Source organism: Streptomyces sp. NPDC014734, from assembly GCF_043083325.1.
Classification (GTDB): Bacteria; Actinomycetota; Actinomycetes; order Streptomycetales; family Streptomycetaceae; genus Streptomyces.
This window is the reverse complement of the sequence record NZ_JBIBYN010000003.1, coordinates 102,436-122,356: the sequence shown is the minus strand read 5'-3', so window position 1 is coordinate 122,356 and position 19,921 is coordinate 102,436. Positions and strand designations below refer to the sequence as shown.

Sequence of the window (19,921 nt, the reverse complement as noted above, 5' to 3'; positions counted from 1 at the left end):
CGTAACTCTCGGGTCACGCAACGGAATTGTGTGGATCGAACCCATGTGGAGGCGATCTGAAACAGGGTGTTTAGGGTGCGGGAAAGCGGGCAGAAGAATGCGGGGAGCTGCTCTGGAATGAGTAGCTCCCCGCATTTATGGAATATCGCCGGTGCGGCACGAATCCAAGGGCTGTTCCGTAATCCGCGATGGATCGGTGCGCGGCGTCGGATGCGCTGCATCACAAGGCGGAGGGGCGTCCGCGAAACGAGGCGGAGGGGCGTCCGCGAACTGGATGTGCGCGGATGTTCCGGCAACGCCGCGAGGTGCCGTAGCTGACGCCGCGTGCCCGCCCTCTGACGCTCCCCGGCCCGTTATTCGCTCGGCCAGGTTTCCGAAACTGCCTTGCGGGCAGATTCGAGGTCGACCCGCCGGCCCGTATCGGCCAGCGCCGCCCCCAGAGCCGCGAGCGAGGACTGCACCGCGCCCCGCGTCGCATCCACACCGTAGTGATTGACCCGGATCATCTCCTTCGACAGCGCGCCCCCGCCCGCGATCAACGGCAGCGAGGGGTCGGCCGCCAGTGCCCGTGCGACCAGCTCCGCCGCGTCGGCCCCCTCGGGCACCCGCAGCGTGGTCGCGACCGGTGCCGCGTCCTTCGCCTCGTGGACGTACGGCGACAGGCCACCGCCGAGCGCCACCGCGCCCGCCCGGGTCGCCCCGGCGGCCGAGGCGTGCCGGGCCATCAGCGCGTCAAGGCCCTCGCTCTCGATCCGCTCCACGCACGCCTCCAGAGCCAGCATCTCCAACTGGGCGGGGGCGTGCAGCAGCGCCGTGCGGCCACCGTCGATCCAGCGCTCCTTCCAGTCCAGGAGCGAGAGGTACGAGCGGCGCGGGGCCTGCGGGTTGGCGGCGATCCGCTCCCAGGCCCGCTCGCTCACCGACACCGCCGACACCCCGGCCGGGCCGCCCATCGCCTTCTGCGCGCCGATCACACAGAGGTCGACGCCCCAGGCGTCCGGCAGCAGCGGCTCGGCGCCCACCGAGGCGACGGCGTCCAGCATGAACAGCGCCCCGTGCGCCCGGACCACCTCGCCGATCTCGGCGACCGGGTTGGTGTTGCCCGTCGCCGCCTCCGCGTGCACCAGGGAGACGAAGTCGATCTCCGGGTGCTCCTCCAGCGCCCGCGCGACCTGGTCCGCGGTGACCGCCGTGTGGAAGGGCACCGCCAGGTCGACGACGTCGGCGCCGCAGTCCCGCAGCCAGTTCCCGAAGGTCTGCCCGTACGGCCCGGTGACGACGTTCAGCGCGGTCGAACCGGGCCGGGCACCGCCCCGGATGCAGCCTTCGAGCGGGAGCAGCGCCTCGCCCTGCGTGATGACGACGTCCTGCTCGGTGGCGAGGAGGCCGGCCACCCGCTGTTCGATGGCCGCGAAGCGGGCGGCGGTGAGCGGGGCGAGGTCGAGGAACGGGTGCGTCACGGTGGTGCTCTCTTCGGATCGGGGCCCGTTCCGCGGCGGCGCCGCGGAACGGACGGGGCTTGTTCCGAAGCGTACCCAGGGCGCCGGAGGGGGCCTCGTACAGTGCTGCCCATGAGTGATCACAGGGCACCTCGGGTGCTGCACGTGAAGGGGCGGGTGCTCGTCGGACCCGACGAGGTCCGGGACGAACTCTGGGCCGTGGACGGGCGGATCGCGTACGAACGGCCGGCCGGAGCCGACGGGGCGGTGACCGTCACCGGCTGGGCGCTGCCGGGGCTCGTCGACGCCCACTGCCATGTCGGGCTCGACCTCCACGGCGCCGTCGACGCCGCGACCAGCGAGAAGCAGGCAGTCGACGACCGGGAGGCGGGGGCGCTGCTGCTGCGGGACGCGGGCTCGCCCGCCGACACCCGGTGGATCGACGACCGCGAGGACCTGCCGAAGATCATCCGGGCCGGACGTCATATCGCCCGGCCGCGCCGGTACACCCGGAACTACGCCCACGAGATCGAGCCGGACGACCTCGTCGCGTATGTCGCCCGGGAGGCGCGCCGCGGCGACGGCTGGGTCAAGCTGGTCGGCGACTGGATCGACCGGGAGGTGGGGGACCTGACCGCCTGCTGGCCGCGCGGGGTGGTCGGGGCGGCCATCGACGAGGCGCACCGGCTGGGTGCCCGGGTCACCGCGCACTGCTTCGCCGAGGACTCGCTGCGCGACCTGGTCGAGGCCGGGATCGACTGCGTCGAGCACGCCACCGGGCTCACCGAGGACACCATTCCGCTCTTCGCCGAGCGCGGCGTCGCGATCGTCCCCACCCTGGTCAACATCGCCACGTTCCCCTCGCTCGCCGAGGGCGGGGAGGCCAAGTACCCCCGCTGGTCGGCCCATATGCGGCGGCTGCACGCGCGCCGGTACGACACGGTGCGGGCCGCGTACGACGCCGGTGTCCCGGTCTTCGTCGGCACCGACGCGGGCGGCGCGCTCGCCCATGGGCTGGTGGCGGACGAGGTCGCGGAGCTGGTGAAGGCGGGCATTCCGGCCCTGGACGCGCTGTCCGCGACCACCTGGGGCGCGCGCGAGTGGCTCGGCCGGCCGGGGCTGGAGGAGGGCGCCCCGGCGGACCTCGTGGTGTACGACGAGGACCCGCGGGCCGACGTGCGGGTGCTGGCGGGCCCGCGCCGCGTCGTGCTGAACGGGCGGGTGATCGGCTGAGCGGACGGGCCGCGGGCCGCGGGCCGGGGGACGGGGGCCGCGGCCGGCCGGGGCGTGCGCGGGCCGGCCGTCCCCTCGCCGTTTCCGGCTGCCCCCGGTCGTCTCCGGCCGTCCCGGCAGTGCCCTGTCGTTTCCGGTCGCCTCGGCCGTCCTCGGCCGTCCTCGGCCGTCTCCGGCCGGAACGACGGAGGGTCCCCGGGGCCACCTTCGTATGCGCAGGGATGTGCGGCATTGACGGACGGTTACCTCGACGCCGAGCCCGTCGTTGAAGCACTTCCGTGCGTACACCGGCGCGGTCAACCTCCGCGCTCTCCGCGCTCAGTGGATCGAGTGACTTCCGGGAACGGACGTACCGAGATAATCGAATAGAAGCACGAAAACCCCCCTTTGGGGTGAACTCACCTCAGGTGTCTGTCAGTTCACCCTTCGTACGCAAAGCTTTCGGGGTCGAGGTCACCGTTGCCCGCGATGTCCCCCATTGGGCGGCACCGGTGACTCCATGTCTCTTGTGGGGGTTTCACCATTTTGAACAGCAATACCTTCCGCCTGGCCGCCCTGGCGGTCGCCGCCGCGCCGGTCGCCCTGCTGGCCGCCGTCCCGGCGCAGGCCGCCACCGCGGCCACCACGACCACCGGCGACGGGAAGGCGAGCGCGGTCGTGCTCCGTACCGCACTCGACGTCTCGCTCCTGAACAAGACGATCGATGTGCCGCTCAAGGCCGCGCTCAACGAGGTGAAGGCGCCCGCCGACGCCAAGGAGACCGCGCTGAGCGTGCGGCTCGACGGGGTGGAGGACGGCCGGCCGGTGAGCGTGCTCAGCGCCGACGTGGCCACCGCGAAGGCGACCGCCGACAAGCACCGGGCCGAGGGCTACAGCAATGTGGCGAAGGCCCGGGTCCATGTGCCGGGGCTGCCCGCCCTGCCGCTGATCGAGGTCGAGAAGGTCACGTCCAAGGCGGTCTGCGAGGTGGGCAGGAAGCCGGTTGCCGAGTCGAACGTCCTGGGGCATGTCACGGTCCTGGGCAAGCGGATCGACCTCACCGCGAGCGGGAGCACGCACATCGAGGTGCCCGCGGTGGGCGAGGTCACCCTCGATCTGTCCAGGACGCGCACCACCTCGCGCACCGCGGCGGCGACCGCGCTGAACCTGAAGGTCTCCGTCAACCCGCTCAAGCTGAACGTCGCCGACGTGCAGGGCGAGGTCACGCTCGTCGAGGCGACCTGCGAGACCCCCACGGGCACGGGGGGTGACGGGGACGACGGCGGAGCGAGCAACGGCGGTTCGGGCAACGGTGGTTCGGGCAACGGCGGCGCGAGTGACGGGGGCTCCGGCAACGGCGGCGCGAGCGACGGCGGTTCCGGCAACGGCGGTTCCAGCGCGGGTTCCGGCAACGGCTCCACCGGCGGCGACGTGAAGCCCCAGACCGGCACGGGCCAGGGCCCGGCCGCCGGTTCGGACCTGGCGGAGACCGGCGGCAGCTCCGCGACCCCGTACCTGGCCGGCGGCGCGGCCGTCCTGCTGGCCGCGGGTGCGGGGGTGACGGTCCTGGCCAGGCGCCGAGCCCGCGGCTGACCGCCCTCGGCAGGGAGCGACTTGCCGCCGGACGGGTCCGGGGCGGTGAGTGAATGAGGCGGGGAGCGGTGTTTCCGTGACGGGACGCCGCTCCCCGTGTGCCGTTCGTTGTACCGCCGTACCGCCGTACCGCCGTACCGCCGTACCGCCGTACCGCCGTACCGCCGTACCGCCGTTCCCGGTGTGCCGTGACGCTCCGGGTGACGCGCGGTGGCGGGCGTCAGCGCGACACGGCGGTCAGTGACTGCAACGCCTGGTCGAGCGCCTGGAGGAAGCGGTTGGTCGTCGCACGGTCGCGCACCGCCAGCCGCAGCCATTGCGGCCCGAGCCCGGGGAAGGTGTCCCCCCGACGCGCCGCGAAGCCCAGCGCCCGCAACCTCTCCCGGACCTCCGCGGCCCGTTCCAGCCGCACCAGCACGAACGGCCCCTCTGCCGGTTCCGCCACCCGCACCTCGGTGAACTCCCGCAGGCCTGCCACCAGATGGAACCGGTCCACGGCGATCCGCTCCGCCGCGGCAGCCGCCTCGGCCAGCGCCCGCGGCTCCATGCACGCCTCGGCCGCCGCCAGTGCCGGAGCCGACACCGGCCACAACGGCTGTGCTTCCTCCAGCACCCGGACCGTCTCCGGGGCGGCCAGCACGTAGCCGATCCGCAGCCCCGCGAGCCCCCAGGTCTTGGTGAGGCTGCGGAGCACGACCAGCCCCGGTATGTCCGTCCGTCCGCATAGCGCCTCGCGTTCGCCGGGCACCGCGTCCATGAACGCCTCGTCGACCACCAGCGTCCGCCCGGGACGGGCCAGCTCCTCCAGCACGGCCGCCGGATGCAGGACCGACGTGGGGTTGGTCGGGTTGCCGACCACCACCAGATCCGCGCACTCGGGCACGGCCGCCGGGTCGAGCCGGAACCCGTCCTCGGCCCGCAGCAGCACCCGGCCGACCTCGTGCCCGGCCGCGCGCAACGCCGCCTCCGGCTCGGTGAACTGCGGGTGGACCACGACCGGACGCCGGGCCCGAAGCGCTCGGGCGATCAGCACGAACGCCTCCGCGGCCCCCGCCGTCAGCAGGACCCGCTCGGCAGGCAGCCCGTGCCGGGCCGCGACCGCCGCCCGCGCGGCACGTCCGTCCGGGTACGCGGCGAGCGTGCCCAGGGACGCGGCTATTCGTTCCCGCAACCAGGACGGGGGAGTGTCCGCTCGTACGTTGACGGCGAGATCGGTCAGATCTCGTCCCCGTCCCCGTACCTCCGCGTCACCGTGGTGCCGCAGATCGTGCGTGCCCGCGCCTGTCGCGTCGGGACCTTCAGTGGGAGTGTGCATGACCGCCGTGGGGGGTGGGATGGCCGTCGTCATCGGGGCGGAGGCGCGGCTGCTCGTGACAGCCCCACCACGTCCTCGAAGCCCGGCAGCGCGATTCGGTGGACGCATGAGCAGCAGTTCATCCGTAAATCGCCCTCGTCCGCCTCCCGGTAGCGCTTCATGACCAGGCCGTACAGCTTTCCGGCCGCACCGACGGCCTCGGCCGGACGGATGTCCGGCGCGGGGCGGGCGGCGGCCCGCATCACGGCCCCGCGACGGCACCGGTTCGGCAGGACGCCGCCGAGGAGGAAGCACGGCAGAACGACTATGCGCCGGGCACCCGGCTTCACGCAACGGTCGGGACCGGACCCGCCGACCCGGCGCACCACCGCGCAGGTCGCCCCCGCCGCCCGCCCCACGGGTGCCGACTTCCGCTTCGGCACGAGAAGCGTGCCCCCGGCGGCGAGCGCGGCGGCCTCCGCCACGGACGGCGTTCCGACGGCGGCGAGCGCCGCGCCGGACGGGCTGGGCACCTCGACGCGGGCCAGTTCACCGGCGGGGTACGTCCGCAGCGGAACACCGAGCCGTGCGGCCGCGGCGACGATCCCCGGTTCGTCGGCCTTCGCGTCGGCCGTCGCCAGCTCCGCGACGCTCAGCAGCGAGAGCCCTGCCTCGCGCACGGTCTGCAGGATCAGCCCGACGACCTCGTCGGCCGGTACCCCCCTGGAGGCGCCGACCCCGACCGTGAGCGACGCCGGCCGCACCGCGGCCGTCCGCTCGCCGAGCTCCACGACCCGGTCGGTGACACGCAGGACCGCCGCACCGCGCGCACCGGCGGCGCCGGGCCGCATCGGCGGCAACGGCCACGCGGGGTCCGCGCGCACGTCCACCGGCTCCCCATCGAGCACCGCGCGCCACACACCGGCCACATCGCCCTCCACCAGGAGGTACGGAGTCCCCGGGCCGGGCCCGGACGTCGTGGCGGCGGTGCCGACTGCTTCGGACACGGGACGGGATCCTTCCGGGGGGGCGAAGGGAGATCGGTCGGGCGGGTGGTCGGGACGATCGGTGGCCGGGGCCCGGGCGGTCGGGACGAGGGGAGGACGGGGCGGGCGGGAGCGACGACCGGTGGTCGAGAGGGTGTCCGCCGAGATGCGTGCCCCGGCGTCAATCGGCTAGCAAGAGCGCATGGCGGTGCTCGTGGCGTTCGGCGCGTTCCTGATGACCCTGGTCGGCGGCTGGGTCGCCGGGCGTGTCACCGACCGCCGTCACCTGGTGCTCGGCTTCGCGGGCGGACTGATGCTCGGCGTGGTCGGCCTCGACCTGCTGCCGGAGGCCGTCGACGCGGCGGGCGCACCGGTCTTCGGGGTCCCCGCGGCCCTGCTGCTGTTCGTCGGCGGGTTCCTCGTCGCCCACCTGGTGGAGCGGCTGCTCGCGGTACGCCGGGCGGCCCACGGGGCTGGCGAGGAACGGGTGCCGCAGGTCGGGCTCACCGCGGCGGCGGCGATGGTCGGCCACAGCCTGATGGACGGTGTCGCGCTCGGCGCGGCGTTCCAGGTCGGCACGGGCATGGGCGTCGCCGTCGCCCTCGCCGTGATCAGCCATGACTTCGCCGACGGCTTCAACACGTACACGATCACCAGCCTGTACGGGAACGCCCGCCGCAAGGCCCTGCTCATGCTGTTCGCGGACGCGCTGGCACCGGTGGTCGGCGCGGCGACCACGCTGGTGTTCACCCTTCCGGCGGAACCGCTCGGCGGCTACCTGGGATTCTTCGGCGGCGTGCTCCTCTACCTCGCCGCGGCCGAGATCCTGCCCGAGGCGCACCACGAACACCCGGCCCGCTCCACCCTGCTGTGCACGGTCGCCGGGGTGGGCTTCATCTGGCTGGTGGTGGGTGTCGCGGACTGAACACCGCGCCGCGGCCGGGGGGCTCACGACCGTCCGTCCCGCTCCCCGGGGTCCGGCACCGGCCGGTCCGCCCGCCGCGCGGCCGTCGTTCATTCCGCGCACCCCTCGACGAACCGGCGGACCATGCCGGGCGCCGACGCCGCGTGCGTGTGCAGATAGCTCGCGTGCACACCGCCTTGCACGAACCCCTCCACACGCCGCTCCGGCTGGTGCATGCCCCAGGCCGGGGCGGGCCCGGCGCCCGGTTCCAGCACCGTCCGGTGGAACTCGTGGCCGCGCACCCGGGTCCCGGCCGCGGCCAGCACGCTGTCGCCCACCGCCACCGCCTCCCGGTAGCCCAGCGTCAGCCGTCCGGACATCCGCGCCTCGGCGTCCAGGACCCCGCACATCGGCAGCCCGTCGAGCGAACGCGCCAGGTACAGCAGCCCCGCGCACTCCGCGGCCACCGGGGCCCCGGAGCGCGCCAGCGCCGCGACGGACCCGCGCAGCCCCGCGTTGGCGGACAGCTCCGAGGCGTACACCTCCGGGAAGCCGCCGCCGACGACCAGACCCCGGACGCCCTCGGGCAGCGCCTCGTCCCGCAGCGGGTCGAACGGCACCACCTCGGCCCCGGCGGCGGCCAGCAGCTCGGTGTGCTCCGCGTAGGAGAACGTGAACGCGGCCCCGGCCGCGACGGCCACCCTCCCGGCCCCGGCGACGGGCCCGCCGCACGCGGCCACCGCCTCCGCCGGGTCCCACTCCTCCTCCACGAGCGCGGGCGCGGACCGGGCCAGCGCGAGCAGCGCGTCCAGGTCGCACCCCGCCCGCACCTGGTCCGCCATCGCCGCGACCGCGTCCACCGCGTCGCGCCGCCGCTCGGCGACCGGCACCAGCCCCAGGTGCCGCGACGGCACGGCCAGCCGCTCGGCCCGCCCCAGCACCCCCAGCACCTGCATGCCCGCCTCGTCCAGCGCCTCCCGCAACAGCGCCTCGTGCCGCCGCGAGCCGACCTTGTTGAGGATCACCCCGCCGATCCGCACCCGCGGGTCCCACGAGGCGAAGCCGTGCACCAGCGCGGCCACCGACCGCGACTGCGACGACGCGTCGACGACCAGCACCACCGGCGCCCGCAGCAGCTTCGCCGCCTGCGCGGTCGACGCCAGCTCGCCCCTGCCCGCGGCGCCGTCGTACAGCCCCATCACCCCCTCGACGACCGCCAGGTCGCAGCCCCGCGCCCCGTGCGCGAACAACGGGGCGACCAGCTCGGAACCGCACAGGTAGGCGTCGAGATTGCGGCCCGGCCGACCCGTGGCCAGGGTGTGGTAGCCGGGGTCGATGTAGTCGGGCCCCACCTTGTGCGGGGACACCGCGAGCCCGCGCCCCGCGAAGGCCGCCATCAGCCCCGTGGCCACCGTGGTCTTGCCGCTGCCGGAGGAGGGCGCGGCGATCACCAGACGAGGAACGTTCACCGGAGGCCACTCACCATTCGATGCCCCGCTGACCCTTCTGACCCGCGTCCATCGGATGCTTGACCTTCGACATGTCGGTCACCAGGTCCGCGGCCTCCAGCAGCGCCTCGGGCGCGTTGCGCCCGGTGATCACCACGTGCTGCGTCCCCGGCCGGTTCCGCAGCACCTCGATGACCTCGTCGGTGTCGACCCAGCCCCAGTGCATCGGGTACGCGAACTCGTCCAGCACGTACAGCCGGTACGCCTCCGCGGCCAGGTCGCGCTTGACCTGCTCCCAGCCCTCGCGGGCCGCCTCCTCGTTGCTGAACTGCCGGTCGCGCTGCACCCACGACCAGCCCTCGCCCATCTTGTGCCAGGCGACGGTGCCGCCCTCGCCGCTCGCGCCGAGAACCTTCAGCGCGTTCTCCTCGCCGACCTTCCACTTCGCCGACTTGACGAACTGGAAGACACCGATCGGCCACCCCTGATTCCAGGCGCGCAGCGCCATCCCGAAGGCGGCCGTCGACTTCCCCTTCCCGATACCGGTGTGCACCATCAGCAGCGGACGGTTGCGGCGCTGACGGGTGGTGAGCCCGTCGTCCGGCACGGTGGTCGGCTGTCCCTGCGGCATTACGCGGCCCTCCTGTTGGTTCCCTGAACGTCCTTGACGAGCCCGGCGATCGAGTCGGCCCGCAATGCGTCGAGCGTCACGACGGTGCCGCCGAGATCCCGTGCCAGATCGCCCGCGAGCCCGAGCCGCACCGGCCCCGACTCGCAGTCCACGACGACGGAGGCGACACCCTCCGCCCCGTGCAGCCGCGCCGCCCGGGACGCCACCGCCACCGGCTCGGGGCCGCCGGTCGCCCGCCCGTCGGTCACCACGACCAGCAGCGGACGCCGCGACGGATCGCGCAACCGCTCCACCCGCAGCACCTCGTGGGCCTTCAGCAGCCCGGCCGCGACCGGGGTGCGCCCCCCGGTCGGCAACTGCTCCAACCGGGCCGCCGCGGCGTCCACCGACGACGTCGGCGGCAGCGCCACCTCGGCGTCCCGGCCCCGGAAGGTGACCAGCCCGACCTTGTCCCGCCGCTGGTACGCGTCCAGCAGCAGCGACAGGACCGCGCCCTTCACGGCGCTCATGCGCTGCCGGGCCGCCATCGACCCGGACGCGTCCACCACGAACAGCACGAGGTTCCCCTCGCGCCCCTCACGGGTCGCCTGCCGCAGATCGTCCCGTCGCACCACCAGCCCCGGCCCCGACCTGCCGCGCGCCCGCTGATGCGGGGCCGCCGCCTGCACGGTCGCCGCCAGGTGCAGTTTGGTCAGCGCGCCCCGCGGACGCCGCGAGCCGGTGGTGCGCCCGTGCTCGGTGCGCGCCCGGGAACGCCGCCCCGCCGCGCCCTCGCCCAGACCGGGCACACTCAGCGTCTTCGTCCGGAACGGCTCGGCGGCGCGTACCGGCCGCTGCTCACCGCCCCCGGACGGCTGCCCCTGCCCCTGCCCCTGTTCCTGCTCCGTGCCCTGCTGGGGCACGGACGGCTCGGGCGCGTCGTCGGCCTCCCCCTCGGGCCGCGGCGGTGTGTCCGGACCGTCGCCCCGCGGGGGCCGGCCGCCTCCGCCGGGGCCGTCCGGGTCCGGGTCGTCGTCCTCGCCGCTGTTCTGCTCCAGCGTGTCGTCGAGCTTGTCCTCGTCCAGGCCCGGCGCGTCGAAGGGGTTGCGCCGACGACGGTGGGGGAGCGCCAGCAGCGCGGCCTGCCGCACGTCCTCGGCCAGCACGTCCGTGCGCCCGGCCCAGGCGGCCAGCGCGGTCGCGGTCCGCGCCATCACGATGTCGGCCCGCATCCCGTCCACCTCGAACGCGGCGCAGGTCGCCGCGATCTGCCGCAACGCCGCGTCACCGAGCAGCACGTCCGGGAGCAGCGCCCGCGCGGCGGCGATCCGCGCCCGGAGTTCGCTCTCCTCCGCGGCCCATCCGGCGGCGAAGCCCTCGGGGTCGGCGTCGTACGCCAGGCGCCGCCGCACGACCTCGACCCGCTGGTCGGTCTCGCGGGACGCCGCCACCTCGACGGTCAGCCCGAACCGGTCGAGCAACTGCGGCCGCAGCTCGCCCTCCTCGGGGTTCATCGTGCCGACGAGCAGGAAACGCGCCGCGTGGCGGACCGAGACGCCCTCGCGCTCCACGTACGAGGCGCCCATGGCGGCGGCGTCCAGCAGCAGATCCACGAGGTGGTCGTGGAGCAGGTTGACCTCGTCGACGTACAGGATCCCGCGATGGGCGTCGGCCAGCAGACCCGGCTCGAAGGCCTTCACACCCTCGGCGAGCGCCCGCTCGATGTCGAGCGCCCCGACGAGCCGGTCCTCGGACGCGCCGACGGGCAGCTCCACCATCCGGGCATCCCGCGACACACCCGGCCCGGCCTCGTGCGGGCCGTCGGGACACGCCGGATCGGGCGCCGCCGGACCGCAGGAGAACCGGCACCCGGGTACCACGGGCACCTGGGGCATGAGCGCGGCGAGCGCCCGTACGGCGGTGGACTTGGCGGTGCCCTTCTCGCCACGCACCAGCACGCCGCCGACGGCGGGCGAGACCGCGTTCAGCAGCAGGCCGAGCCGGAGGTCGTCCTGCCCGACGAGCGCGGTGAAGGGGTACGGCGTACTCACGATGCCTCCTGGGGAAATCGGTGCGGTGTCGGCCCCTCCGGCATGGGGGCCGGTCCCTCCGGCACGCAGGCCGGCCCCCGCGTCACGGCGGTCGGTCCTTCCGGCGGGCGGGGGACGGGGCCGGGGGCGGCGCCCCGGTCCGGGAAGGGGCGCGCGACGGAAGACGGGGCCGCGTGCGAGGAACGCGGTGCGACGGGCGCCGGGGCGTTCATGGGCGCCGTCCGGGGAGTGCGGGCGCCCCGGGGGCGAGGAAGGGAAGACCCGGCGGCGCGCCCGACTCGATGAGCCGGAGCAGCGCGTCGGTGTCCGCGTGTTCCTCGACGAGGTCGCCGAGACGGTCGAGCTGTTCCTCGCGCAGCTCGCCGAAACAGGTGTCCGGGGCCGGGACGAAGCGCCGGCCGGCGGCCCGGGCGACCTCGGCGAGGAAACGGCGGCGGAACGCGTCGCTCTCCATCGAGCCGTGCCAGTGGGTGCCCCACACGGCGCCGGCCCGGCAGCCGTCCAGGAAGGGTTCGCCGCCGCGCACGTCGGCGACGCCGTGATGGATCTCGTACCCCTCGACCGGCGCGCCGAGCGCCTCGCCGACGGGCCGGGCGAGGGTCTTCTCGCGGTCGAAGCGGACGCGTACCGGGAGCAGCCCCAGCCCGTCGACCCGACCGGCCCGGGACTCCACCTCGTCCTCGATGCGCTCACCGAGGAGCTGGAAGCCGCCGCAGATCCCGAGCACCGGCCGGCCCTCGGCGGCGCGCCGCTCCAGGGCCTCGGCGAGACCGCGTTCGCGCAGCCAGGCCAGGGCCCTCACCGTGCCCCGGGTGCCCGGGACCACGACCAGGTCGGCGTCGGCGAGTTCCTCGGCACGGTCCACGAACCGGACGACGACGCCCGGCTCGGCGGCCAGCGCGTCCACGTCGGTGAAGTTCGACATCAACGGGACCGCGCACACGGCGACCCGCAGCACGTCCTCGCCGTGCGGCGGCGCGACGACCGACTCGCGCACGGCACCGCGCAGCGAGACCCTCAGGCCGTCCTCCTCGTCGATGCCGAGACCGTGCGCGAAGGGCAGCACCCCGTACGTCCGGCGCCCGGTGATCCCGTGCAGCATCTCCAGGCCCGGCTCCAGCAGCGACACGTCGCCCCGGAACTTGTTCACCAGGTAGCCCGCGATCAGTGCCTGGTCCTCGGCGGCCAGCAGCGCGGTCGTCCCGAAGAACGAGGCGAAGACCCCGCCGCGGTCGATGTCGCCGACCACGACGACCGGGAAGCCCGCCGCACGGGCGACCCCCATGTTCACGATGTCCGTGCGCCGCAGATTGATCTCGGCCGGACTCCCCGCGCCCTCGCAGATCACCGCGTCGTACGTGCTCCGGAGCTGATCCAGGCAGTCCACCACGGTGCCGAACAGCGCCTCCTGACGGCCGCCGTGGTAGCCGCGGGCGCTCATCTCGCCCACCGGCCTGCCCATCAGGACCACCTGGCTGGAGCGGTCGCCGCCGGGCTTGAGCAGGACCGGGTTCATCAGCGCGGTCGGCTCCACCCGGGCGGCCGCCGCCTGCATCGCCTGGGCGCGGCCGATCTCGGCGCCCTCCCGGGTGACGTAGGAGTTCAGCGACATGTTCTGCGCCTTGAAGGGCGCCACCTTCACGCCCCGGCGCACGAGCCAGCGGCAGATGCCCGCCGTGACGACGCTCTTCCCGGCGTCCGAGGTGGTGCCGGCGATCAGCAGTCCGCCGCTCATGTCCGTCTCCGTCCCGTGATCCGTCGCCGTCCGCCGGCGCCCCGGCCCCCCGGGGCCCCGGCTCCCGCGATACGGCGGGCGGCGAGGCCCGCGCCCAGCCGGGCCGCCACGCACACGCCGAGGGCCAGTGCGCCGACCCGGCGCGACAGCCGTACCGCCCGTTCGATGTCCGCGGTCTCCACCGCGCGGCCGGTCGCCCCGCCCAGCACGGGCCGGTGCTCGACCCGGCCGCCGTACGCGAGCGTCCCGCCGAGGCGTACGCCCAGCGCACCCGCGAACGACGCCTCGACCGGGCCCGCGTTGGGGCTCGGGTGCTTCGCCGCGTCGGCCCGCCAGGCCCGTACCGCGTCCCGCGGCCGCCCTCCGGCGGCCGCGGTGAGCAGGGCCGTCAGACGGGCGCCGGGCCAGCCCATGACGTCGTCGAGGCGGGCGGAGGCCCAGCCGTAGCGGCGGTGGCGGGGCGACATGTGACCGACCATCGCGTCCAGGGTGTTGGCGGCCCGGAAGCCGACGAGGCCGGGGACCCCGGCAAGCGCCCCCCACACCAGGGCGCCCACCACGGCGTCCGAGGTGTTCTCGGCCACGGACTCCACCACGGCGCGGGCGATCTGCGGCCCGTCCAGGGAGTGCGGGTCGCGCCCGCACAGACGCGGCAGCCGCTCACGGGCGAGCTCCACGTCCCCGGCGGCCAGGGCGCCGCCGATGGCCCGCGCCTCCCGCCCCAGCGACGTGCCGCCGACGACGGACCAGGTGGCGGCCGCGGTCAGCACGACGGAGGCGGTGGGGCGACTCCGGAGGGCGCGGGTGAGCAGCACGGCACCACCCGCGGCGCCCCCGGCGCAGACAAGGGTGTGCAGCGCGCCCCACCCGCGGTGGTCGTGCCACAGTCGGCGCTCGACGCCCGCCGCGGCCCGCCCGAAGGCGGCGACCGGGTGCCCCCTGCGGGGGTCACCGAGCAGCAGGTCGCCGATCAGGCCGGCCGTGGCGCCGTACGCGAAGATGTGGTCGGCACGCATGGCTCAGCCGGCCGTCGCGCCTCGGAGGGGCTTCGTACGGGCGGCTCTCGGCGAGAGCGCCACTGCAAGGGACGCACGGCTGCCAGGCATGGTGACATGTCCTCACTCAGGGTCCGCGCCCTGGTTCGACGAGACCGGCGACGAGAGTCTCCTGGCTCCCGGATCCGCGGTTCCCCCGGCCTTCCGGCCCGCGCGTGGCGTGCCGTGACGTTCCCGGTGAAGGGGGCCGCTCCCCGGTGACAGTGGCGGGACCGCGCCGGATTCGCACCGGCTTCCTCTGCTGTCGCCGTAATTGGCTCCGGCAGTCCACCACGCACCGAGAACGCCCGTCAACTTGCCGTTGACCTGCGACGGCGCGGTGTGCCGAGACCCACATCGGGCCGCGGTCCACGGCGTGGGGGGGGGGGGCGGGGGGGGGGGGGGGGGGGGCCGGGGGGGGGGGGGGGGGGGGGGCCCCCCCCCCGCGCCCCCCCCCCCCCGCCCCGTCCGTCGCGCGGTCGTTCTCCGCGGTGAGTGACCGCCGGTGAACCCGCCGCCGGGCGGTCAGCTGGTCAGCGCCAGTGCGTCGCGGTCCCCCACCGCGGACCTCCGGCGCAGCAGGGTCACGGCGAGCACCGCACCCACCAGCAGCAGCGCGGCCCCCGCGACCGAGGCGTACTGCATGCTGTGGACGAAGGCATCCCTCCCCGCGGTGATCAGTGAGCGGTCCCCGGTGGCCACCGCGCCCGCCAGCGTCTTGCGGGCGTCCGCCAGAGCCGAGCCGGGCATGTCCGCGGTGTAGACCGCCGTGGCCACCGCGCCCAGCAGGGCCATCCCCATCGCACCGCCGAACTCCTGGCCGGTCTCCAGCAGCGAGGCCGCCGAGCTCGCCTTGTTCGGCGGGGCGGTGGACAGTGCCAGGTCCGAGACGAGCGCCATCACGGTGACGATGCCGCAGCTCATCACGGCGCAGCCGGTGAGCAGCAGCCACAACGAGTCGGTACCGGTAAGGGCGAGAACGGCGAAACCGGCGGCGGCGATCACGAAACCGGCGCAGATGACCCGGACCCGGTCGGTCCGCTGGGCGATCGCCGTGGCGGTCGGTGCCGCGGCGCCCACCGCCAGCGACGGAGCGAGGCTCCACAGCGCTGCTTCCATCGTGCTCATGCCGAGCACCGACTGCAGATACTGCGTGGTGAAGAACGAGGAGCCCATCATGGCGAAGGACGCCAGTGCGTTCAGCCCGATTCCGGCCCCGAAACCGTGCCCGCGGAACAGTTCCCGGCTGATCATCGCGTCGCCGCGGCCGCGCTGACGGCGGACGAAGAGCAGCCCGACGAGGAGACCGGCCGCGACGACGAGCGCGCGTGACGCGTCGAGTCCGTGCGCGGCGCTCTCCTTGACCCCGTAGACGACCGGCAGCACGGCCCCCATCGACAACGGCACGCTCAGGAAGTCGAACCGTCCGGGGTTCGGGTCCTTGAACTCCGGGACCAGTACCGGCACCAGGACCAGCAGCAGCACCATCGCCGGGACGTTGATCAGGAAGACCGAGCCCCACCAGAAGTGTTCCAGCATGACTCCGCTGAGCACCGAGCCGAGCGCGATTCCGCCGGCCATGGCGCCCGACCAGATGCCGATGGCGCGGCCCCGCTGCCGCTCGTCGCGGAACATGTTCCGCACGAGCCCCATCGTCGACGGCATCAGCGTCGCACCGCCGATTCCGAGCACCGCACGGGCCGCGATCAGCATTTCGGGACTTGTGGCGTACGCGGCCGCGACCGACGCGGCGCTGAACGCGAACGCGCCGATGAGCAGCAGCCTGCGGCGTCCGATCCGGTCCCCGAGCGAACCCATCGTGATGAGCAGACCGGCCAGGGCGAAGGCGTACACGTCGAAGATCCAGAGCTGCTGAGTGGCGCTGGGGGCGAGATCCCGGTCGATGGCCGGGATCGCGAAGAAGAGGACGGAAACGTCCATCGAGACGAGGAGGAGGGGCAGCAGAAGGACCACGAAAGCGGTCCATTCCCGGCGACCGGCGAGGTGTCCGCGCTCGGCGGTGGTGCTCGTGGGGTTCGTCATGACTGCGAATGTACGGGCGTTTAAAACATCTGTCTAGTACGGATGTGTAAAACGTTCGTACATCTCGATGGGCAGCGGAAAACGCACGAGGCGGTTCACGTGTGTACGTGAACCGCCTCGTGCGTTGTCTGTGCGCCGCCAGGGACTCGAACCCCGGACCCGCTGATTAAGAGTCAGCTGCTCTAACCAACTGAGCTAGCGGCGCCTGCTGACTCGAAAATAATACCTGCTTCCGGCGGGTGCTGGTGACAGCGGGCGCAAACCGGAAGAACAGTGCGAATTCGGGCGCGTGGCGGCCGGGGTTGCCGGTCCGGCCGGAGTAGCCGACGCGGCCAGGGCGGTCCGGCGGCCGACGCGGCCGCCGGACCGGTCGACGCGCGGCTCAGAGCGCCAGCGACAGCAGCACGGGTGCCGCCTGCCGGTTCAGTGTCTCCGCCGCCGAACGCAGCCGGTACGCGTCCTCGATCGGGAGCGACAGTGCCAGACATCCCGCCGACGCCCCGGCCGTCAGCGGCACCGCCGCACACACGGTTCCGACCGCGTACTCCTGGAGGTCGAGCATCGGGACCGTCGCCGGCTGGCTGTCGAGCTTGGAGAAGAGCACCTTCTCGTTGGTGATCGTCCGCGAGGTGAGCCGGGGCGTCCTGTGGCGCGAGAGGTGGTCGCGGCGGCCCTCCCCGTCGAGCTGGGCCAGCAGGCACTTGCCGACCGCCGAGGCGTGTGCGGACGACCGGAAGTCCACCCACTCGTTGACCGCGGGGGTGAGGGGCCCGTCGGCGTACTGCGTGACCCGGACCTCGCCGTCGACGTACCGGCTGATGTAGACCGCCGCGCCTACCGAATCGCGCAGCTGCGCCAGCGAACGCTGGAGCCTCTCCTCCAGGGCTTTCCTGCGGGCCGCGCCGGAGCCGAGGAGCAGCAGGGACGCACCGATGACATACTCCCCGTCGGCGACCTGTTCGACGTATCCCTCGCGGCGCAGCGTCATGAGCAGGGAGGCGAGGTGCCCGAGGGGCAGTCCCGTCTCCCGGGAGATCTGCGTGTCCGCGACGCCGTCGCCGTGTCCGGAGACCGTTTCGAGAACGCGAAGGGCGTACTGCACCAAGTGGAATGGTGCGGTCGGTTCGGGCTTCAACACCACGGCGTCCCCCTGTCAGGTTGTGACCGCAAGCTTTGCCCTCACGATATCCGCCGTGCTGCCGCTTCGGGACGGTTGTTGACGACGGGTCGATGCGCCCCGGCTTCGTGAGCTGGGGCGCATCTGTACGGCATATGCCGGAGTCACTCGCGTACGACGAGTGGCGAGGTCACAGCACCGCGGCAAGGAACTCGCGCGTACGTTCGTGCTCCGGATCGGAGAAGATTTTTTCCGGCGGTCCGGATTCGACCACACGTCCAGAATCGAACATCAGCACCGTTTCCGAGACGTCGCGAGCGAAGTTCATCTCGTGGGTCACGCAGAGCATGGTGATGTCGGTGTTCCTGGCGATGTCACTGAGCAACTCCAGTACGCCCGCGACGAGTTCCGGGTCGAGCGCGGAGGTCACCTCGTCCAGGAGCAGGATCTCCGGCCGCATCGCCAGCGCGCGGGCGATCGCCACTCGCTGCTGCTGCCCGCCGGACAACTGCGAGGGGTGGGCGTCGATCTTGCCCGCGAGCCCGACCATGTCGAGCAGTTCCCGGGCGCGGGACTCCGCCTCGTCGCGGTCCATGCCCAGCACGTTGACCGGGGCCTCGGTGATGTTCTGCAGGACCTTCATGTTGGGGAAGAGGTTGAACTGCTGGAAGACCATGCCGATCTTCTTCCGGGCCTCGCGCAGATGCCTCTCGGTCGCCGGCTTCAGCGATCCGTCGGACGCCCGGGTGTGGGACAGCGGGCCGCCGTCCACCCAGATCACTCCGTCGCTCACCTTCTCCAGCGTCATCAGCAGCCGCAGGATCGTGGTCTTCCCGGAGCCGCTGGGACCGATCAGGGTGACGTGCTCGCCGCGCGCGACCGAGAAGTTCAGCCGGTCCAGGACGACGTGGTCGCCGTACCGCTTCACGACGTCGTCGAAACGGACCAGCGGAGTGCCGGTCCGCGCCGCACCGGCGTGCGCACCGGCTTCTGCACCGGCGCCCGCGGTGACGTCTGCATCGGCGCCCGCGGACGCCGTCTTCTGCAGGGGGAGAGGTTCAGTGGCCAAGGCGCTTCTCCAGCTTTCTCATCAGCAGCGAGGTCGGGTAGCTCGCGATCAGGAAGATCACACCGGCGAGCGTGATCGCCTCGGTGTACGCGAAGTGGTCGGCGCCGTACTTCCGGGCCTCGAAGACCATCTCCTGCACCGTGATCACGGCGAGGAACGGGGTCTCCTTGAACATCGCGATCGCGTAGTTGCCGAGGGCGGGCAGCACATTGCGCACCGCCTGCGGAAGGATCACCGCCTGCCAGGTCCGCCGGGCCGGCAGCGACAGCGCCCGGCAGGCCTCCCACTGACCCTTAGGCACGCCGTCGATTCCGGCGCGGTACACCTCGGAGGTGTACGCGGCATAGTGGATGCCCAGCACCACGATGCCGATGGTCAGCGGTTCCACCGAGGTGAACAGTGCCGCCGCGCCCACGAGTTGGACGAGGAGCGGGGTGGACCGGACGAACTCCGTGAGGACCCGCACCGGCACCGTCACGAACCGGCTCGGAGCCCGTCCGGCCACCGCGATCGCCAGCCCGAGCACCACGGCGACCAGTGTGCCGAGCACCGTCGCGAGCAGGGTGATCCGGAATCCCTGGAGCAGCAGGGGCAGGGCGTCCCCGACCGCGTCCCAGTCGAAGCCGTTCATCCGGCACCTCCGGTGGTCGGCGCGACGGTCCGGTCGGCGCTGCGGCCGCGCAGCAGCGAGCCCGCACCGGTCGGCATGCCGAGCCGCCGTTTGGCGCTCCGCTCCAGCAGGTTCATCAGCAGGGTGAGCGCGTAGGCGAGGACGAAGTAGGCGACCAGCAGGGTCAGGTACGCGGTGAGCGTCTCACCGGTGCGGTCGCGGAGTTGCTGGATCACGGTCATCAGATCGGCGGCCGAGATCAGCCACAGCAGCGGGGTGCACTTGAGCAACTGGATCAGCAGGTTGGTGAACGACGGGATCATCTGCACCCACGCCTGCGGAAGGATCACCCTTCGCATCCGGTGCAGGGGCGTCATGTTCAGCGCGACGGCCGCCTCGTACTGGGCGCGCGGCACGGAGCCGATCGCGCCGCGCACCACCTCTGCGCCGTACGCGCCGTAGTTCAGGCCGAAGGCGACGACCCCGCAGAGCAGCGGCGTCAGTTCGTACCCCGTCAGCGGCGGCATCGCGTAGTAGAACCAGAACAGCTGGATGTAGAGCGAGGTGCCGCGGAAGAACTCCACGACCACGCGCGAGACACCGCGCACCAGCAGCAGCCGGCTCACCGACATCAGGCCGAGGACGAACGACAGGGCCAGTGCCAGCAACGCGCCCAGGACGGTGGCCTGGAGGGTCACCCACAGCCCCGAGCGCAGTTGTGGCAGATCGTCGAGGAAGGCGGAGAAGAAATCACTCATGCGGTGCGTCCCGTCCCC

Annotated in this window: 15 protein-coding genes, 1 tRNA gene, 1 pseudogene and 1 riboswitch; of the genes and pseudogenes, 3 read left to right on the top strand and 14 right to left on the bottom strand. The window is 73.3% G+C overall.

What is annotated here, in order from left to right:
* Positions 1-353 precede the first annotated feature (353 nt).
* Positions 354-1,460, bottom strand: coding sequence for a pyridoxal-phosphate-dependent aminotransferase family protein (locus ACF1CT_RS07060; RefSeq protein ID WP_391782739.1), 1,107 nt, complete (start codon positions 1,458-1,460; stop codon positions 354-356).
* Positions 1,461-1,571: 111 nt separating this feature from the next.
* On the opposite strand from ACF1CT_RS07060, the gene ACF1CT_RS07055 reads away from it, so the two are divergent.
* Together ACF1CT_RS07055 and ACF1CT_RS07050 are read left to right on the top strand one after the other, a co-directional pair.
* Positions 1,572-2,672 (top strand): amidohydrolase family protein, encoded by a 1,101-nt coding sequence (locus ACF1CT_RS07055; RefSeq protein ID WP_391782738.1) that lies wholly within the window; start codon positions 1,572-1,574, stop codon positions 2,670-2,672.
* A 525-nt stretch (positions 2,673-3,197) separates the two neighbouring features.
* Positions 3,198-4,244, top strand: a complete 1,047-nt coding sequence (locus ACF1CT_RS07050; protein ID WP_391782737.1) for an SCO1860 family LAETG-anchored protein — start codon at positions 3,198-3,200, stop codon at positions 4,242-4,244.
* A gap of 220 nt (positions 4,245-4,464) precedes the next feature.
* Here the strand turns inward: ACF1CT_RS07050 and cobC are convergent, their stop codons facing one another.
* Together cobC and ACF1CT_RS07040 are read right to left on the bottom strand one after the other, a co-directional pair.
* A complete protein-coding gene (gene cobC / locus ACF1CT_RS07045; protein WP_391783055.1) occupies positions 4,465-5,934 on the bottom strand; it encodes an Rv2231c family pyridoxal phosphate-dependent protein CobC in 1,470 nt (489 codons plus the stop codon).
* Positions 5,862-6,557, bottom strand: a pseudogene (locus ACF1CT_RS07040) (cobalamin biosynthesis protein); the annotation flags it as partial. The pseudogene ACF1CT_RS07040 and the gene cobC, both read right to left, overlap by 73 nt.
* Positions 6,558-6,726: 169 nt before the next feature.
* Here ACF1CT_RS07040 and ACF1CT_RS07035 point away from each other — a divergent pair.
* Positions 6,727-7,449 carry a ZIP family metal transporter gene (locus ACF1CT_RS07035; protein ID WP_391782736.1) on the top strand — a complete coding sequence of 241 codons (723 nt, stop codon included), beginning with the start codon at positions 6,727-6,729 and terminating at the stop codon, positions 7,447-7,449.
* Between the two features lie 89 nt (positions 7,450-7,538).
* On the opposite strand, the gene ACF1CT_RS07030 is transcribed toward ACF1CT_RS07035, so the two are convergent.
* The 11 genes from ACF1CT_RS07030 to ehuC form a co-directional block, all read right to left on the bottom strand.
* Complete coding sequence (locus ACF1CT_RS07030; protein WP_391782735.1) at positions 7,539-8,897, bottom strand: cobyrinate a,c-diamide synthase; 1,359 nt, start codon at positions 8,895-8,897, stop codon at positions 7,539-7,541.
* A gap of 10 nt (positions 8,898-8,907) precedes the next feature.
* Positions 8,908-9,507: a cob(I)yrinic acid a,c-diamide adenosyltransferase gene (gene cobO, locus ACF1CT_RS07025; RefSeq protein WP_391782734.1), complete on the bottom strand. Its 600-nt coding sequence runs from the start codon at positions 9,505-9,507 to the stop codon at positions 8,908-8,910.
* Positions 9,507-11,537 (bottom strand): putative cobaltochelatase, encoded by a 2,031-nt coding sequence (locus ACF1CT_RS07020; protein ID WP_391782733.1) that lies wholly within the window; start codon positions 11,535-11,537, stop codon positions 9,507-9,509. Before ACF1CT_RS07020 ends, cobO begins: the two co-directional genes overlap by 1 nt.
* A 208-nt stretch (positions 11,538-11,745) precedes the next feature.
* Positions 11,746-13,272: a cobyric acid synthase gene (locus ACF1CT_RS07015; RefSeq protein WP_391782732.1), complete on the bottom strand. Its 1,527-nt coding sequence runs from the start codon at positions 13,270-13,272 to the stop codon at positions 11,746-11,748.
* On the bottom strand, positions 13,269-14,288 hold the full coding sequence (locus ACF1CT_RS07010; protein WP_391782731.1) for a cobalamin biosynthesis protein: 1,020 nt from the start codon (positions 14,286-14,288) through the stop codon (positions 13,269-13,271). Before ACF1CT_RS07010 ends, ACF1CT_RS07015 begins: the two co-directional genes overlap by 4 nt.
* 144 nt (positions 14,289-14,432) lie before the next feature.
* Positions 14,433-14,567, bottom strand: a riboswitch (cobalamin riboswitch).
* A gap of 264 nt (positions 14,568-14,831) precedes the next feature.
* Positions 14,832-16,349 carry an MFS transporter gene (locus ACF1CT_RS07005; RefSeq protein ID WP_391782730.1) on the bottom strand — a complete coding sequence of 506 codons (1,518 nt, stop codon included), beginning with the start codon at positions 16,347-16,349 and terminating at the stop codon, positions 14,832-14,834.
* A 131-nt stretch (positions 16,350-16,480) separates the two neighbouring features.
* Positions 16,481-16,554, bottom strand: a tRNA-Lys gene (locus ACF1CT_RS07000).
* Positions 16,555-16,731: 177 nt separating this feature from the next.
* A complete protein-coding gene (locus ACF1CT_RS06995) occupies positions 16,732-17,490 on the bottom strand; it encodes an IclR family transcriptional regulator (RefSeq protein WP_391782729.1) in 759 nt (252 codons plus the stop codon).
* Between the two features lie 166 nt (positions 17,491-17,656).
* On the bottom strand, positions 17,657-18,535 hold the full coding sequence (ehuA, locus tag ACF1CT_RS06990; protein WP_391782728.1) for an ectoine/hydroxyectoine ABC transporter ATP-binding protein EhuA: 879 nt from the start codon (positions 18,533-18,535) through the stop codon (positions 17,657-17,659).
* Positions 18,525-19,166 (bottom strand): ectoine/hydroxyectoine ABC transporter permease subunit EhuD, encoded by a 642-nt coding sequence (gene ehuD / locus ACF1CT_RS06985; protein ID WP_391782727.1) that lies wholly within the window; start codon positions 19,164-19,166, stop codon positions 18,525-18,527. Before ehuD ends, ehuA begins: the two co-directional genes overlap by 11 nt.
* Entirely contained in the window at positions 19,163-19,903 is a 741-nt protein-coding gene (gene ehuC / locus ACF1CT_RS06980; RefSeq protein ID WP_391782726.1) for an ectoine/hydroxyectoine ABC transporter permease subunit EhuC, read from the bottom strand. Before ehuC ends, ehuD begins: the two co-directional genes overlap by 4 nt.
* Positions 19,904-19,921: the final 18 nt, after the last annotated feature.

Bases quoted from the DNA above. Each gene is read 5' to 3' on its own strand.
- ACF1CT_RS07055 (WP_391782738.1), top strand. From the start codon at position 1,572: ATGAGTGATCACAGGGCACCTCGGGTGCTGCACGTGAAGGGGCGGGTG.
- ACF1CT_RS07035 (WP_391782736.1), top strand. From the start codon at position 6,727: ATGGCGGTGCTCGTGGCGTTCGGCGCGTTCCTGATGACCCTGGTCGGC.
- cobO (WP_391782734.1), bottom strand. From the start codon at position 9,507: ATGCCGCAGGGACAGCCGACCACCGTGCCGGACGACGGGCTCACCACC.
- ACF1CT_RS07015 (WP_391782732.1), bottom strand. From the start codon at position 13,272: ATGAGCGGCGGACTGCTGATCGCCGGCACCACCTCGGACGCCGGGAAG.
- ACF1CT_RS07010 (WP_391782731.1), bottom strand. From the start codon at position 14,288: ATGCGTGCCGACCACATCTTCGCGTACGGCGCCACGGCCGGCCTGATC.
- ACF1CT_RS07005 (WP_391782730.1), bottom strand. From the start codon at position 16,349: ATGACGAACCCCACGAGCACCACCGCCGAGCGCGGACACCTCGCCGGT.
- ehuD (WP_391782727.1), bottom strand. From the start codon at position 19,166: ATGAACGGCTTCGACTGGGACGCGGTCGGGGACGCCCTGCCCCTGCTG.
- ehuC (WP_391782726.1), bottom strand. From the start codon at position 19,903: ATGAGTGATTTCTTCTCCGCCTTCCTCGACGATCTGCCACAACTGCGC.